General features: G+C 59.1%; 8 protein-coding genes. 7 read left to right on the top strand and 1 reads right to left on the bottom strand.

Annotated features, from left to right (window positions below; genetic code table 11):
- The first annotated feature begins 277 nt into the window (after positions 1-277).
- The 7 genes from acs (at position 278) to argR (ending at position 8,349) form a co-directional block, all read left to right on the top strand.
- Positions 278-2,233 (top strand): acetate--CoA ligase, encoded by a 1,956-nt coding sequence (gene acs / locus AB4P97_RS16320; protein WP_115146176.1) that lies wholly within the window; start codon positions 278-280, stop codon positions 2,231-2,233.
- A 733-nt stretch (positions 2,234-2,966) separates the two neighbouring features.
- Positions 2,967-3,740 (top strand): ABC transporter substrate-binding protein, encoded by a 774-nt coding sequence (locus AB4P97_RS16315; protein ID WP_042560549.1) that lies wholly within the window; start codon positions 2,967-2,969, stop codon positions 3,738-3,740.
- Between the two features lie 91 nt (positions 3,741-3,831).
- Positions 3,832-4,521, top strand: a complete 690-nt coding sequence (locus tag AB4P97_RS16310; RefSeq protein WP_007912702.1) for an ABC transporter permease — start codon at positions 3,832-3,834, stop codon at positions 4,519-4,521.
- Entirely contained in the window at positions 4,518-5,216 is a 699-nt protein-coding gene (locus AB4P97_RS16305; RefSeq protein ID WP_042560548.1) for an ABC transporter permease, read from the top strand. The genes AB4P97_RS16310 and AB4P97_RS16305 overlap by 4 nt, the downstream gene beginning before the upstream one ends.
- Before the next feature lies 1 nt (position 5,217).
- Positions 5,218-6,330, top strand: a complete 1,113-nt coding sequence (locus tag AB4P97_RS16300) for a M14 family metallopeptidase (RefSeq protein WP_115146177.1) — start codon at positions 5,218-5,220, stop codon at positions 6,328-6,330.
- A gap of 27 nt (positions 6,331-6,357) precedes the next feature.
- The gene (locus tag AB4P97_RS16295) at positions 6,358-7,122 is read left to right on the top strand and encodes an ABC transporter ATP-binding protein (RefSeq protein ID WP_003227281.1); all 765 of its coding nucleotides are present in this window, start codon (positions 6,358-6,360) and stop codon (positions 7,120-7,122) included.
- Positions 7,123-7,368: 246 nt separating this feature from the next.
- On the top strand, positions 7,369-8,349 hold the full coding sequence (gene argR / locus AB4P97_RS16290; RefSeq protein ID WP_042560546.1) for a transcriptional regulator ArgR: 981 nt from the start codon (positions 7,369-7,371) through the stop codon (positions 8,347-8,349).
- Positions 8,350-8,359: 10 nt separating this feature from the next.
- On the opposite strand, the gene AB4P97_RS16285 is transcribed toward argR, so the two are convergent.
- Positions 8,360-16,147 carry a dermonecrotic toxin domain-containing protein gene (locus AB4P97_RS16285; protein WP_395601344.1) on the bottom strand — a complete coding sequence of 2,596 codons (7,788 nt, stop codon included), beginning with the start codon at positions 16,145-16,147 and terminating at the stop codon, positions 8,360-8,362.
- Between the last annotated feature and the right edge of the window lie 300 nt (positions 16,148-16,447).

The following is a 16,447-nucleotide window of genomic DNA, read 5'->3' as shown; positions in this document are numbered from 1 at the left end:
GCGGGTTTTGATAAACACTTTTGGCAGATTTGGTAACAATCGCCGGATGTCGTGTTTGCGGCGATGCGGTGTGTCTGATAGACCGAGTCGTCTGAATCGCTGGCAAGCCAGCTCCCACAGGGGCGCGCGGTGATTTGACCGAACGGTGTAAGGCCTGCACGAGGGGTATCTGGACGTTTTGTAGGGGCTTGTTACTACCATCGTCGAATGGTTCTATGGGCCCGGCCCCGTTACAACAGGGTCATACAAAAACAACTATTACACCGAGGTAGGAAAGATGAGTGCGGCTTCTCTGTATCCCGTTCGTCCCGAGGTTCTGGCTAACACGCTGACTGACGAGGCGACCTACAAAGCCATGTACCAGCAGTCGGTCGTCAACCCTGACGGTTTCTGGCGCGAGCAGGCCAAGCGTCTCGACTGGATCAAGCCTTTCACCACGGTGAAGCAGACGTCGTTCGACGATCACCATGTCGACATCAAGTGGTTTGCCGATGGCACCTTGAACGTTTCCTACAACTGCCTCGACCGTCATCTGGCCGAGCGCGGCGATCAAGTCGCGATCATTTGGGAAGGTGACGATCCTTCCGAAAGCCGCAACATCACCTACCGCGAACTGCACGAACAAGTGTGCAAACTCGCCAACGCCCTGCGTGGCCAGGACGTACACCGCGGCGACGTGGTGACCATTTACATGCCGATGATTCCCGAAGCCGTGGTCGCCATGCTGGCCTGCACCCGGATCGGCGCGATTCACTCGGTCGTGTTCGGCGGTTTCTCGCCGGAAGCGCTGGCCGGTCGCATCATCGACTGCAAATCGAAAGTGGTGATCACCGCCGACGAAGGCATCCGTGCCGGCAAGAAAATCCCGCTCAAGGCCAACGTCGACGACGCGCTGACCAATCCGGAAACCAGCAGCATCCAGAAAGTCATCGTGTGCAAGCGCACCGGCGGCGATATCAAGTGGAACCAGCATCGCGACATCTGGTACGAAGACCTGATGAAAGTGGCGGGCACTGTCTGCGCGCCGAAAGAGATGGGCGCTGAAGAAGCGCTGTTCATCCTTTATACCTCCGGCTCGACCGGCAAGCCGAAGGGCGTGCAACACACGACTGGCGGTTACTTGCTGTACGCGGCGATGACCCACGAGCGCGTGTTCGACTATCGCCCGGGCGAGGTTTACTGGTGCACCGCCGACGTCGGCTGGGTCACTGGCCACAGCTACATCGTCTACGGCCCGCTGGCCAATGGCGCGACCACGTTGCTGTTCGAAGGCGTGCCGAACTATCCGGACATCACCCGGGTGGCGAAGATCGTCGACAAACACAAGGTCAACATCCTCTACACCGCGCCGACCGCGATCCGCGCGATGATGGCGTCGGGTCAGGCAGCCGTTGAAGGCGCTGATGGCAGCAGCCTGCGTCTGCTGGGTTCGGTGGGCGAGCCGATCAACCCGGAAGCCTGGGACTGGTACTACAAGAATGTCGGCAAGTCGCGTTGCCCGATCGTTGATACCTGGTGGCAGACCGAAACGGGCGGCAACATGATGAGCCCGCTGCCGGGGGCTCACGCGCTCAAGCCGGGTTCGGCGGCGCGTCCGTTCTTCGGTGTGGTGCCGGCGCTGGTCGACAACCTCGGTAACATTATTGAGGGCGAGGCCGAAGGCAATCTGGTGATTCTCGATTCGTGGCCGGGTCAGGCGCGTACGCTGTATGGCGACCATGACCGCTTCGTCGATACCTACTTCAAGACCTTCCGTGGCATGTACTTCACCGGTGACGGTGCGCGGCGTGATGCCGATGGTTACTACTGGATCACCGGGCGTGTCGACGACGTGCTCAACGTGTCTGGCCACCGCATGGGCACAGCCGAGATCGAAAGCGCCATGGTTGCCCACCCGAAAGTCGCTGAAGCAGCGGTGGTCGGTGTGCCGCACGACATCAAGGGGCAGGGCATTTATGTCTATGTCACGTTGATTGGCGGTGAAGAGCCAAGTGAGCAACTGCGTCTGGAATTGAAAAACTGGGTGCGCAAGGAGATCGGGCCGATCGCTTCGCCGGACGTGATCCAGTGGGCGCCGGGCTTGCCGAAGACGCGTTCGGGCAAGATCATGCGCCGGATTCTGCGCAAGATTGCTACGGCGGAATATGACGGGTTGGGCGATATTTCGACCCTGGCTGATCCGGGTGTGGTGCAGCATTTGATTGATACGCACAAGACGATGAATGTGGCGTAAGCATTCGGTCTGATGCATTGAAAGCCTCGCCCGGTGATTGCCGGGCGGGGCTTTTTTTGTCTGGAAGTTTTGTTGTGGCAGGTCTGGCCCCATCGCTGGCAAGCCAGCTCCCACAGGTTTTGTGGTGTGTTTGGGATTCTGGTTTCAACCGAGATCCCTGTGGGAGCTGGCTTGCCAGCGATAGCCATCTGGCAGACCCCGGTATAGCCACTGTCAGTCCGCAAACCCACCCAACCAATAATTATCGATCTGCGCCGTAAGACATTTCCCACTGTTACCGGGCCAGATCCACGTAACCCAATATGTAACCGCTGGCGCCAAACCGGGGCATAGGGAAACGCATCGCCCCGTTTTAGAGCCTCAAACCCTCCAGTGAAAAATAAGACATAACGCTGCGCTTGCCGGATTAGAAGGGTTTGCGAATAATAGGCCCGCAATTTGCAGCATAGATCGGTTCACAATCGTTCGCTCTTGCATGAAAATGCAGGGCTGTCAATGTGCTCAAGCGGGTTTCTCTGTGCATCTGTAATTAGTTGTCGCATTGAAGAAATATCGGCTTCGGGCCTGTCGTTAGAATGCCGATCACCCGCTCATCGTGGCTGACGTTGAAACCTGCGACGGTTTCAATGGGAAATTTCCCACCGATGCAGCAACCGATTTCTCGATTCACCCATTCGCATATTGGGCTGTCGCTCACTCTGCCGTTTTTGCCCTTTACCGATGGAGTCCCAAGATGAAGAAACTTGTGCTGCTTGGCGCCCTGGCACTGTCCGTGCTGTCGCTGAATTCCTTCGCAGATGAAAAACCTCTGAAAATCGGTATCGAAGCGGCTTACCCTCCGTTCGCGTCGAAGTCGCCGGACGGCAACATCGTCGGTTTCGACTACGACATCGGCAACGCGCTGTGCGAGCAGATGCAGGTCAAGTGCGTGTGGGTCGAGCAAGAATTCGACGGTCTGATCCCGGCACTGAAAGTGCGCAAGATCGACGCGATCCTGTCGTCCATGTCGATCACTGAAGATCGCAAGAAGTCTGTGGACTTCACCAACAAGTACTACAACACTCCGGCCCGCCTGGTCATGAAGGCCGGCACTCAGGTCAGCGAAGGTCTGGCTGAGCTCAAGGGCAAGAACATCGGCGTGCAACGTGGTTCGATCCACGAACGTTTTGCCCGCGAAGTCCTGGCCCCACTGGGTGCCGAGATCAAGCCATACGGTTCGCAGAACGAAATCTATCTGGACGTGGCCGCCGGTCGCCTCGACGGCACCGTGGCTGACGCGACCCTGCTGGATGACGGCTTCCTGAAAACCGACGCTGGCAAAGGTTTCGCCTTCGTTGGCCCGGCATTCACCGACGTCAAATACTTCGGTGACGGCGTAGGCATCGCAGTGCGCAAGGGCGACGCCCTGAAAGACAAGATCAACACCGCTATCACGGCTATCCGTGAAAACGGCAAATACAAAGCAATCCAGGACAAGTACTTCGCCTTCGATATCTACGGCAAGTAATACGTCTCTGCGACAAGTCCGAAATGGCGCAAGCAACAGGATCTCTGAGGTTTGCGCCATTTTTTCATCCCAACTTTCGAGGACCTGAATCATGTTGAAAGGCTACGGGGCTGTCATCCTCGATGGCGCATGGCTGACGCTTCAGCTCGCCTTGTCTTCCATGGCCCTGGCCATCGTTCTCGGGCTGATCGGTGTCGCGTTGCGCCTGTCGCCGGTGCGCTGGCTGGCCTGGCTGGGCGATCTGTATTCCACGGTGATCCGCGGCATTCCCGATCTGGTGTTGATCCTGCTGATCTTCTACGGTGGTCAGGACTTGCTCAACCGCGTCGCGCCGATGCTGGGCTATGACGATTACATCGATTTGAATCCGCTGGCCGCCGGTATCGGCACCCTCGGTTTCATCTTCGGTGCGTACCTGTCGGAAACGTTCCGTGGTGCGTTCATGGCCATTCCCAAAGGCCAGGCCGAGGCAGGCATGGCGTACGGCATGAGCAGTTTTCAGGTGTTCTTCCGGGTGATGGTGCCGCAGATGATTCGTCTGGCGATTCCGGGCTTCACCAACAACTGGCTGGTACTGACCAAGGCCACTGCGCTGATTTCCGTGGTCGGTCTGCAAGACATGATGTTCAAGGCCAAGCAGGCGGCTGATGCTACCCGCGAGCCTTTCACCTTCTTCCTTGCAGTGGCGGCGATGTACCTGGTCATCACCAGCGTTTCGTTGCTGATACTGCGTCAACTTGAGAAGCGCTACTCGGTAGGCGTAAGGGCGGCTGATCTATGATCTTCGACTACAACGTCATCTGGGAGGCTCTGCCGCTGTACTTCGGCGGCTTGGTGACCACCCTTAAATTGCTCGCGTTTTCGCTGTTTTTCGGTTTGCTGGCAGCGTTGCCACTGGGCCTGATGCGCGTCTCGAAGAACCCGGTCGTCAACGGCGCCGCGTGGCTCTACACCTACGTGATTCGCGGCACGCCGATGCTGGTGCAGCTGTTTTTGATCTACTACGGTCTGGCGCAGTTCGAGGCAGTACGTGAAAGCTTCCTCTGGCCATGGCTGTCCAGCGCGACGTTCTGCGCGTGCCTGGCGTTCGCGGTCAACACCAGCGCCTACACCGCTGAAATCATCGCCGGCAGCCTCAAGGCCACGCCGAACGGTGAGATCGAAGCGGCCAAGGCCATGGGTATGTCGCGCTTCAAACTGTACAAACGCATCCTGTTGCCGTCGGCCCTGCGCCGGGCGCTGCCGCAGTACAGCAACGAAGTGATCATGATGCTGCAGACCACCAGTCTGGCGTCCATCGTGACCCTGATCGACATTACCGGTGCGGCGCGTACCGTCAACGCGCAGTTCTATCTGCCGTTCGAGGCGTACATCACCGCTGGCGTGTTCTACCTGTGCCTGACCTTCATTCTGGTGAAGCTGTTCAAGCTGGCCGAGCGCCGCTGGCTGAGCTACCTGGCCCCGCGGAAGCACTGATATGGAACGCATCGATCACGTATTACCGTGGAGCCATCTGGGCAGCGAGCGCAAGATTTCGGTGTTCCGTTTCGGCGGCGGCGAGCGCAAGGCCTACATTCAGGCCAGCCTGCACGCTGACGAATTGCCGGGCATGCGCACCGCTTGGGAGCTGAAAAAGCGCCTTGGCGAACTTGAAGCAAAAGGCTTGCTCAACGGCGTGATCGAGTTGGTCCCGGTGGCCAACCCGCTGGGGCTGGGGCAGTTGCTGCAAGGCAATCACCAGGGCCGTTTCGAGGCGGGCAGTGGCAAGAACTTCAACCGTGATTTCGTTGAGCTGAGCGCGCCGGTTGCGGCTGCTTTGGCCGACAGCCTCGGTGATGATCCACACGCCAACGTTCGCCTGATCCGTCAGGCGATGGCTGATCATCTGGCGGCGTTGCCTGCGGCGAGCAGCCAGTTGCAAGGCATGCAACGCGTCTTGCTCAGCCACGCGTGCAACGCTGATGTGGTGCTCGACTTGCACTGCGACGCCGAAGCCGCGCTGCACATGTACGCGCTGCCGCAGCACTGGCCGCAGTGGCGTTCGCTGGCAGCGCACCTGAATGTGAAAGTCGGTTTGCTGGCGGAAGATTCCGGCGGCAGCTCCTTCGACGAAGCGTGTTCGCTGCCGTGGTTGCGCCTGTCGCGTCAGTTCCCCGATGCGCAGATTCCATTGGCGTGCCTGGCAACGACCATTGAGCTGGGCGGTCAGGCCGACACTGGCCGCGCTGAAGCCCAGGCGTATGCTGAAGGCATTCTGGCGTTCCTCGCCGAGCAAGGTTTGATTACCGGCGAGTGGCCGAATGCGGCGCACGAAGCGTGCGAAGGCATGCCGTTTGAAGGCACGCAATTGCTGTTCGCGCCCCACCCGGGCGTGGTGAGTTTTCTGCGTAAACCCGGCGAGTGGGTTGAAGCCGGTGACGAGATTTTTGAAGTGATCGACCCTGTGTCCGATCGGGTCAGCACGGTGTGTGCTGGTACGTCCGGGGTGCTGTTTGCCATTGAACGGCTGCGCTATGCCCAACCCGGTTTCTGGCTGGCCAAGGTGGCGGGGCGCGAAGCGCTGCGTCACGGGCGCTTGCTCAACGACTGACTGACTGTTTTTGTGAGAACCGACCGCATGTACAAACTTGAAGTCCAAGACCTGCATAAACGCTATGGCAGTCACGAAGTGCTCAAGGGTGTTTCCCTGAAAGCGGCAGCCGGCGATGTGATCAGCATCATCGGCTCCAGTGGCTCCGGCAAAAGTACTTTCCTGCGCTGCATCAACCTGCTCGAGCAGCCGCACGCGGGCAAAATTCTGCTCAACAACGAAGAGCTGAAACTGGTCGCCAACAAGGACGGCGCGCTCAAAGCCGCTGATCCGAAACAGCTGCAACGCATGCGTTCGCGCCTGTCGATGGTGTTCCAGCATTTCAACCTGTGGTCGCACATGACCGCGCTGGAAAACATCATGGAAGCGCCGGTGCATGTGCTCGGCGTCTCCAAGGCCGAAGCCCGCGAGAAAGCCGAGCACTACCTGAACAAGGTTGGCGTGGCGCATCGCAAGGACGCGTTCCCGGGGCACATGTCCGGTGGCGAGCAGCAGCGTGTGGCGATTGCCCGAGCGCTGGCGATGGAACCGGAAGTGATGCTGTTCGACGAACCGACGTCGGCGCTCGACCCGGAACTGGTCGGCGACGTCTTGAAGGTGATGCAGGCGCTGGCTCAGGAAGGCCGCACCATGGTTGTCGTGACCCACGAAATGGGCTTCGCCCGTGAAGTGTCGAACCAGTTGGTGTTCCTGCACAAAGGTGTTGTTGAAGAGAGCGGTAACCCACGCGAAGTGCTGGTCAATCCGCAATCGGAACGTCTGCAGCAATTCCTGTCGGGTAGCCTCAAGTAAACGGGGCTGCCGATATGCACCGGAATAGTGCATGCTTCGCAGCCTGAAGGCTGGCTACAATTCCTGTGGGAGCTGGCTTGCCAGCGATAGCGGTGGGCCAGTTGGCATATCTGGTGCAGATACACCGCCATCGCTGGCAAGCCAGCTCCCACAATGGATCTGCGCCGGTTTTGCGATTTACGTTCATTTACGGGCTAGCATTGGCCCATGCCTTCATCACCGTTGTTCGTTTCGGATCGCCCACCCATGACTGCCCATCGAATTGGTTTCCTGATTTGGCCCAGCACTAAAGCGTTGACGCTGGCGCTGGCGGAGGAGGCCTTGCGTGTTGCTCAGCGTGTGCATCCGGACGTGGTCTACGAACTGTCGTTCTTGCAGGCCGAGCCGCCGAGCGACGGCGCCTGGCAATTACCCGGCGAGCCGTGGGCCGGCAAGCTGGAAAACTTCCAGAAACTGTTTTTGGTCGCCGATGAACCGCCGACTACCCTGGCTCCGGCACTCAGCAGTGCGCTCAAGCAACTGGTGCGTGCCGGTTGTGTGATCGGTGGTTTGTCCGCCGGTGTTTACCCGTTGGCGCAAATGGGTTTGCTCGACGGTTACCGCGCGGCGGTGCACTGGCGTTGGCAGGACGATTTCGCCGAGCGCTTTCCGAAGGTCATCGCTACCAGCCATCTGTTCGATTGGGATCGTGATCGCCTGACCGCGTGCGGCGGCATGTCCGTGCTTGATCTGCTGCTGGCATTGCTGGCCCGTGATCACGGTGCAGAGTTGGCCGGCGCCGTTTCGGAAGAACTGGTGGTCGAGCGCATCCGCGAGGGCGGCGAGCGTCAGCGCATTCCGTTGCAGAATCGCCTCGGTTCTAGTCATCCAAAGCTCACGCAAGCCGTGTTGCTGATGGAAGCCAACATCGAAGAACCGCTGACCACCGACGAAATCGCCCAGCATGTGTGCGTGTCCCGTCGACAGCTTGAGCGGATCTTCAAGCAATACCTCAACCGTGTGCCGAGCCAGTACTACCTGGAACTGCGCCTGAACAAGGCCCGGCAAATGTTGATGCAGACCAGCAAGTCGATCATCCAGATCGGCTTGTCGTGTGGCTTCTCCTCGGGGCCGCATTTCTCCAGCGCCTATCGCAATTTCTTCGGTGCCACGCCGCGGGAAGATCGCAACCAGCGGCGCAGCAGCAGCCCGTTTGAATTGTCGTCGGTGCCGTCAGAGCGCGGTTAACCGCCGCCGGTCATTCTGAAAGATCGGATGAGTCGATCGACATGACTGATCCTTCCGTTTCTGTGGAAATGGATGTCGACTCGGACGGCGTCGGAACTCGCTCTGTTTGTCGCTCTGCCAGTGCGGCATTTCTTCTGAGTCGATAACGTTCCACGCGTTGCTCACTTTGCGCGGATAGCGGATTACCGCTGAAATCGAACTCGGTAGTGCTGGCGTTCCAGAAGTTTTCCGGTAACTCGACAATCGCATTGTTGGAGAAATTGACGTACTCCAGGCGCTGCACGGGGAGCGTGAGCGGTGGTTCGCTGATACCGGTATTGCTCAGATCCAGCCAGGACAACTGCTTCAGGCGGCCGAGATCGGGGGTGAGGCCTAGCGGGTTGTCTCTTAGGATCAGCGTGTTGAGATTGCTCCTCGTGGCCAGCACCTCAACGCTGGCCGGGGTCAGCGTGATGTGGCAGCCCGACAGTCTCAATGCAGTGAGTTTTTCCATGGACGTCACGACTGTTGCAATGTCGTTGAGCTGATAACCCTGAATCGCCAGCTTCTCTGCGTTAGGAAACAGCTTCAGAAACTCACCGAGACGCGACGGCGCGCCAGACCCGTTCAACAGGAAGACAGTGCGCACATGCGCGAAGTCTGCTGTAGGTGTGGGCAGGTCCCCCCTCACAGGGACGTTGAAGTTGAATTCGAATTCGTTGTGCCCCTGTGCAACGATCCGGCGCCAGCAGTTTTCCAGGGTTTGCTTGAGCGACTGTCTGTTGGCCTGTTCCTCTCTCAGAGCGTTGCCCGTCAGTGGACTGCGGTTGGCCGGATCCAGCGGTGTCTCGTTGGCCCATAAATCGAGCTCGTGTGTCAGCGTGGCGAGTTCAGTGGTGCGGCGTACCAGTTCGGCATGACCATCAGCTAGCGTGCCGGGCAAACTGTAGACAAGTTCGTTGATTTGGCTGTCAGTCAAACTTGGGTAAAGCGTAAGGGCCAGCTCCCTGTCCGTGGCTTCGACCGGCACGCTGAATGTGTAGCCGCTGGTTTGGTAGCAGACTTTGATGCGTTCCCGCGCAGCTGCCGAGATAGGGTTGTCATGCAAGTCGATAATCTGGGCGACGTCGGCGGGGAGGTTGAGCAGTTCATCGGACAGTTCGCTGATGTTGTTCTCAGAAAGCATTACGTCCTCCAGAAGCGGCAGGCTGGAGAGTCCGGGCGGTACACGGTCGATCGAGGTTTTGGAGAGATCCAGAAATATCATTTCGGTCAGCGCCGAGACGTCTGGCGCTTCGACCAATGGGTTGTTGTGAAGATCCAGTGCCCTGAGTCGCGACAGTGAAGAGAGCGCAGCTTGCCCCTCGGCATCGAAGATGACGCCGCAACTACTCAGCACCAGCGATCTGAGCGTAGGCATTCGATTGAGCACCGGGGGAATCCGCCCCAAAGCGAATGTGCGCAGCTCCAAAGCCTGTAGCCTGCTGAAGCCGCTCAGAAAGCCATCAGACACTGTCAGCGCATCGTTGCCCAGCAAAGAGAGCTGGGCGACATGACTGAAATCAGCAGTCAGTGTCGGCATGTCGCCGATAAACCTGAGTTCGGCAGCGAAGATATTGGAGCGTACTTCAGTTTTTTCGACATGTCGGCTGCGCCAGAAAGTCTGCAACTCTCGACTGAAATTCGTCCGGGCAAAATGCTGGTTGGCTCTTTCGACCGCATCGATGAAACGACCCGTGCTCGGGTCGCGTGGGGGAATGCGTTCGGCCCACTCGGCGAGGTCGCTGATCATCGTCGCTATCTCGGCTTCCCAACGCAGCAGTTGAGCGCTGCCAGCCGCCAGCGTGCCGGGCAGGGAATAGATCATGTTGACGGCGCCTTTGGACTTCAGTGCTGGAAACAGTACCTTGGCTTTGGCGATATCGGCTGTATCGGGGAGCACTCCGAAATTGTTGAGGGCGTGGTAATGCCCCTTGATTCGATTGCGACTGGTCGCAGACAGCGGATTGCCCGCCAGGTTGATGCCATCGGCAAGGTCGGGAACAACCTCAAAAAAGGAGTCGGGCAGATCGACGATCCCGTTGCCATCAAGCCTGACATCGCGCAGGTTGGGATGGTCAGCGAGACCTTCCGGCAAGCTGGAAATACCGGTATTGGAAAGGCGAAGATCATTGAGCAGCGGCATTGTCTCAACGTTAGGCGCGACCCCCAGCGGGTTGTTGCGCAGATCAAGCAGCTCAAGTTCACTCAATGATTCCAGAACGCTCTGCCCGTCGGCTGTCAACGTAACGCCGCAGTTAATCAGCGACAGCTCCCTGAGCTCTTTCAGGCGAGTGAGGTTGTCTGGCATTTGACCCAGCGCGAAATCGCGCATTTCCACCACTTGCGCGTAGGGGAAGAGCTCTAGAAAACCACCGACTTCGGTGATGCCCGGATTGCCGGTGAAATCCACCGTCAAAACGTGACTGAAGTCGACCGTCAGCCTTGGCATATCTCCCGAAAAAGCCAGGTTCGCTTCGAAGAAGTCGTTACGCGTGTCGGTGCCGTCCGAGCGGCTTTCCCAGAGTCGTAAAATCTGCTCGCGAAAGTCCTCTCGCGCCCGGAAGTCATTGAGAAAATCCATGGGCGGGCGAGCTTCGCCGGTCACCGGGTGATGCGTCGAGCCTTGGGTAGTCCACGCAGAGAGATCCGCCCTCAGGGTTTCGCGCTCTGCTTGCCAGTGTTGCAATTGAATCCTGCCCTCTGCCAGGGTGCCGGGCAGGGAGTAGATCATGTTGCTCGCATCCTGCGCGTCGAGTGACGGAAACAGCTCTCTGGCGAGTTCGACATCGGCGGTGTCTGCTGACACTTCGAAGTCATGACTGGTCTTGCGGAAGTAGGTTTTTATCCGGTTACGCGATTCGGTTGAAAGCGGGTTCTCAGCAAAGTCGAATCCTCGTGTATGGTCCAGCGGTAGCTTGAACAGCGCTTCTGGCAACTGCGTGATGAAGTTGTCGCGCAGAACCGCGATGTGCAGTTCGGGAAGATCGAGCAGCCTGGGCGGGAGTTCGTTGATGCCGGTCAGGGACAGATCGATGCTCCTGAGCATGGGCAAAAGATTCAAATCAAACAGGGAGCCTAATGGGTTGTCGCTCAGCTCCAGGATCTCGATCTGATTCATCTTCAGCAAGGCTGCCTGGTTTTCAGGCGTGAGTACGAAGCCGCAGCTCTTGAGCTCCAGTGCGCAGAGCCGGGGCAGGTCGAGGGTTGGCAGAAGACCCGGCTCCAGATCAAAAAAACGCAGTTCCAGAATGGTCAGACTCTTGAACCGTTGCAGGAACGGTGACAACGCCGTAATGCTCTTGTTGCCGTTAAACGTCAATCGGGTCACATGGCTGAAGTCTGCGCTGAGCACGGGCATGTCCCCCATGAACTCGAGGGTCGCCACCAGATGGCTGTCTCTGGCGCCGGGCTGGCGAGGCGACCTGTTGCGCCAGAAATGCTCCATTTTTTCGGCGAAGTCCTCCCTCGCCAGATGCTCACTTACCTGTTCGTTGTGATTCAAGCGTTGGCCACTGGAAGCCGAGTGCTCCGGGATCCGGGTTTTCCATTGAGCAAGATCAGTGCGTAATTGCGTGACCTCTGCCTCCCAGTTGGCGAGTTGGCTTCGGCCTTCGGCCAGTGAGCCGGGCAACTTGTAGAGCAGGTCATTCGCTTGCTCAGCGCTCAGTGCTGGAAACAGTTCGGTGGCGCGATGAATATCCGCCTGCTCGATCGTCACCCCGAAATTTTTCTGCGTTCGGTTGAAGAGGGTCTTGACCGACTCCCGAGTGGCGGCGGATAGCGGGTTGTTGGTAAAGCTCAGTTGCCCGGTCAAATAGTGCGATGACGTCAGCAACTCTTCGGGGATTTCAGTGATCTGGTTGTCGTCGAACTTGCCGGTAAACAGGTTTGGATGGTCGAGCAATCCCGGGGGCGTGGTGGAGATGCCGGTATTGTCGAGGTTAAGGTAGTGCAACGCAGGCAGGGTGCTGATGTCGGGCGGCACGCCCAGCGGGTTGTCTTGCAAATCAAGGATCGAAAGCTGTTCCATGGGTGGGAAGCCAGCGGAGTCCGCGGTCGAAAGCCTTATGCCGCAGTTGCGCAGCGCCAGATGCTGCAGGTTTGGCATGTTGGCAAAGCTCTGCGGTAAATCGGGCACGTTCAGGTCATGCATGTCGAGGTAGCGCAGGGACGGGAAATACTGCAGAAAACGCTCAACACCGCGTGTACCGGCGCTGCCCTTGAAGGACAGCATGGTGACATGGCTGAAATCGGCATGCAGCGACGGCAGTTCTCCCGCTACTGGCTCCAGAATCTGCAGCATGTAGGTGTCGGCCCCTCCTGGTTCTCTACGCCAGCAACCCTCTACGGCTTTCTTGAACAGCGCACGGTTCTGCGCGGCGGCCCGGCGCTGGATGTCCGTCAGTGCTACCCCGGTGTCCGGGTCATTCACAGGCGCCTCGTTCTTCCAGCGCCGCAGGTCATCCTTGAGTCGGCTGAATTCCGTCCGCAAGCGCGACAGTTCGTTGCTCAGCCCGGCTCGATCATGCTGAAACCGGGCTGCGAATGCCCGTGCATCTTCAGGGGTAAAGGTCGGAAAAATCGCCCGTACCCGTTCTACATCCGTTGCTGCGGCATCCGGCGCGCCGAAGGAATAAGCCGCATCAATCCCGGCGCCGCCACCACGGCCACCGCGCCCCACAAGCCGCAGCGTGTCCACGGTCGGTTCCGGGATCGGCGCAGGAGAAATCGCGAGGCGCAACTCGCTTCGCTCCATTGGCCGTTTGCGGATCGCTGTCTTGAGGTTGTCGCCCTGACCGATCTGGATACTCAGGTTTTGGCGTTCGCTATCGGGCAGGGCGTAGAGAATGCCGGAGTACAAGTCGGTCGCTGAATGCAGTTCCTGACCTCGCTCGTCATAGGGTTGATAAGTGCCGTCGCTTTGCCGCACCAGGACTTTTTGAACGGGCGCCTCCACGCTTCCGGTGCTGTCGACTAATCGTCCTTCGTAATGCCCGTCACGAATCTCCAGTCGCACCTCACCGCTCCAGCCGGGCAGACGTTTAAGGCTGTGCAGTGCCAGGGTGTCGGTATCCGGACTGTTGACCGAGTCCAGCTCCAGCCCCTCGTAAGCGCGGGTGACACGCAGCTCCTGATTGGCCAGTTGCATGAGCGCCTGTTGGCGCGGGGGCAACTGACCTTCGCTGATTTGCACCAGCTCTTCTCCGGTCGCGGTGCCGAGCAGTTCGCGCGTGACGCTGGCGGGCAATCCTGAATCGTGTTGTGCGAGCAGGTTGGCCAGCGGATCGTCATTGCGCTGAAGGGCGTCGTAGCGGGATTCGAAGATTGAAGTTCGCTGCTGTGTGGCGATCTCTGCCAGCTGCTGTCTCAACTTCTGGCTTCGCACATCCAGCGCCAGCGTCGGACCGGCGAACGACTCGCCGAGCAGGGCCTTGGCTTGCTGCTCGTCGAGGGAGGAGAGCAGGGTCTTGAGCAGGTCGCCGTCCTTGAGGCTGCCTTGGCCAAGGGTTGTCAGCGGCAGGCGCTCATCGCTGGACGACTGCCAGACGAGTTCGCCCGCAGGGTCGAGCAGGCGCAAGCGCTGGCCCTTCGGCCAACGACCCTGTTCGGTCAACAGTTGTAACTGCAAAACAGGATCGGCGCGCAAATACGCCTCGGGCGATTCGCTGTGTAAATCATCGGCAAAGCGTTGCAGGTCCTGATCGATCCTGAAGCGCTGGATGCTGTCCGCCAGCAGCGGCGGAACCGTTTCCTGATCGACGTGCATGGTGCGCAGCACTTCTTCGTCGAGGCCGCTGACCTGCAGGATCGTTTCTCGCTGGGCGGCTGAAAACGACTCGACCGAATGGCCGATGCGGCGCAGTGCTGTCGGTCTGTCCCACGCCAGCGGTTGTTCGATTTCGCTGTGCCAGGCGCCTTCGCCGTTATGGCGAACCCAGGGTTGATAGGCGTCGGCCTGGGTCGGGTGGGCAATCCGGTATTCACCGGCATCGGGTGTTTCGCTCACGGCAAAATGCGCGTCATCAAGGGGCAGCAGTTGACGGCCCTCGTGTGCGTGCAGGCCCAGTTCATTCGGTGCGGAATTTGCTGCGGGAGACGCTGTGTGCTCGTACCGGGCCAGGTTCGGCTCCCAGTATTTGGTCTGGCCGCCGGGCATTTGCACAGGTTTGAAGCGGTCGATGAACTCGACGATTTCCGTGGGCAGGACTTTGCGGAACTCACCGGCGCCAATCGCCCCGCCGATGGCGAAAATGCCTAACTGCACCAGTGATTCGAGGGTGCCCATCAGGTAGGTGAACGCTTCGGTGGTTCGGCCTTGCGCCCAGGCAATGATCCCCTCGAACACTTCGTCGAGCAGTTGATAAGCCATGTAAGCCATCATCAGTTCACCGAGGCCGGGCACGAATGGCGCGATGATGAACGCGACCGTCTGCAGGATCGTCGAGACAATGTTGACGACCGAGTCCCAGAACGCCCAGCGCACTTTCTGATCAACCGTTGCCGTGGGCACTGCGATGATCGCCGCATCATTGAGGATCTTGTTCAGCTTGCTCTGGTAGAGGTGCTGCCACAGTGGAGCGCTGATCGGCGTGACGGTCAGTTGCAGTTTGGGCTGCTCAAGTGGGGTCTCGCGCCAGGGCGGCTCGGTGCTGCCGGCGACCGGTTCGTGCCATTTTATCCCGCTCAGTCGTGCGTTCAGCGTGGCGAAGTACACGCCGCGCTGTTCGAGATTGACGAACCGGCTGAAGAATTTCTGGTAATCACTGGAGCGCAGTTGTCGCGTCAGTTCGGTGTACATCTCGGCGGGTGAGGCATATTCCTTGACCGGATGCTCCGGGTCATCCGGTATGTAGGCCACAACGCGCGCCGACGTTCGCGGCTCGAGCAACTCGGGCGCAAAGACGACGATGCCGGTCAGGGGCGTTTCCAGCATCGACAGGTCCTGGCATTTCAATGCTGGCCGATCACCTGGCGCAGCCGGTGCTGCATCGAGCAGTGCTTCGATCCGCAGGAAATAGTCCTCGCTGATGTCACCGCTCATCCGTGCCCATTGCAGCGCGGCCTGCATCGCGGCCTTCTGGCTCGCGTCGATTTTGTGTCGCAGCACCGCCGCTGCAACGGGATGGCTGGAGCCAAGGGCTTCCCGCAGGTAGGTCTGGTATCGGGCGCCGATATCCAGCTCGCGGCACAGTTTGGTGAACGCCACGATGCTCAGCCTGGCCTTGAGCGAGGGCAGGGTTTCAAACTGCCCTCTGGCGTCGGGTTGGGTGATGAAGGTCGACTCGGGTTCGTAGGAGTCGTCTTCGGTCTCGGCGAGTTCGAAGTTGTGCAGTGCGGCATCCAGCAACGAGACCGTCCAGGCGCGCGCCCCGGTTTTGATTGGGAACCACGGCGTCTTCGCGGGAACATAAAGGCGCACGAACGTGGTCCTGACATCTACATCCAGATCGAATTTCTCCTTCAGCTCTGCCTTGAGCAGCGGTTCGGCGAAGGCGCTGGCGTCCTGCAGGTGTTCAAGGCGTTTCTCAACATCGTTTTGCGCGCGCCAATGCGTGGCGTTCAGCGCCATGAGGGCTTGATGCCTGACGTCCGGTTGCGTCTTCAGTTTTGGCGGCAGGAAAGGAGCCTGGCGCCCAAAGGCTTGACGCCTGGCGGCCGAAGCGGTGCCGAGCCAGTCAGGGATGCCGGCTATGAGCGGGTGGAAGTGGGCGTCATGTATGTCGTCATAAGGTGGTTTGGGGAGCTTGGCAGATTGCCGATCTGGGATTGGGTGCATCGGGACCGTTCCTTGGTCTGGAAAGGCCCCAGCAAATCAGAGTCATGCGATGGCGGTGCGGTACATATATATACCGCTGGCACCGGGTTGAATTGATATCCTCCCGGGCCTGCCGCAAATCGGCGGCGGCAGTTTAAACTGCGCCTTTGCGACGTTATTTGTCGCATTGCCGTAAACCCGGAAAAATCCGGGGTTGGCGCTATAAGAAGTTGTCGCCTGGCGGCAAGGCCGGGCCGATAACTGTCCTTACAATCCCCCCATCGCTCGCCAGTTTCCGGCGGGTGGCCCTCATCAGGAGAC

The organism is Pseudomonas sp. A1230 (assembly GCF_044218825.1).
In the GTDB taxonomy this organism is placed as follows: Bacteria; Pseudomonadota; Gammaproteobacteria; order Pseudomonadales; family Pseudomonadaceae; genus Aquipseudomonas; species Aquipseudomonas iridis.
The sequence above is the reverse complement of the archived record's forward strand: the minus strand, read 5'-3'. Positions and strand labels throughout refer to the sequence as shown.

Coding starts and splice junctions, on each gene's coding strand:
- acs (WP_115146176.1), top strand. CDS start 278: ATGAGTGCGGCTTCTCTGTATCCCGTTCGTCCCGAGGTTCTGGCTAAC.
- AB4P97_RS16315 (WP_042560549.1), top strand. CDS start 2,967: ATGAAGAAACTTGTGCTGCTTGGCGCCCTGGCACTGTCCGTGCTGTCG.
- AB4P97_RS16310 (WP_007912702.1), top strand. CDS start 3,832: ATGTTGAAAGGCTACGGGGCTGTCATCCTCGATGGCGCATGGCTGACG.
- AB4P97_RS16305 (WP_042560548.1), top strand. CDS start 4,518: ATGATCTTCGACTACAACGTCATCTGGGAGGCTCTGCCGCTGTACTTC.
- AB4P97_RS16300 (WP_115146177.1), top strand. CDS start 5,218: ATGGAACGCATCGATCACGTATTACCGTGGAGCCATCTGGGCAGCGAG.
- AB4P97_RS16295 (WP_003227281.1), top strand. CDS start 6,358: ATGTACAAACTTGAAGTCCAAGACCTGCATAAACGCTATGGCAGTCAC.
- argR (WP_042560546.1), top strand. CDS start 7,369: ATGACTGCCCATCGAATTGGTTTCCTGATTTGGCCCAGCACTAAAGCG.
- AB4P97_RS16285 (WP_395601344.1), bottom strand. CDS start 16,147: ATGCACCCAATCCCAGATCGGCAATCTGCCAAGCTCCCCAAACCACCT.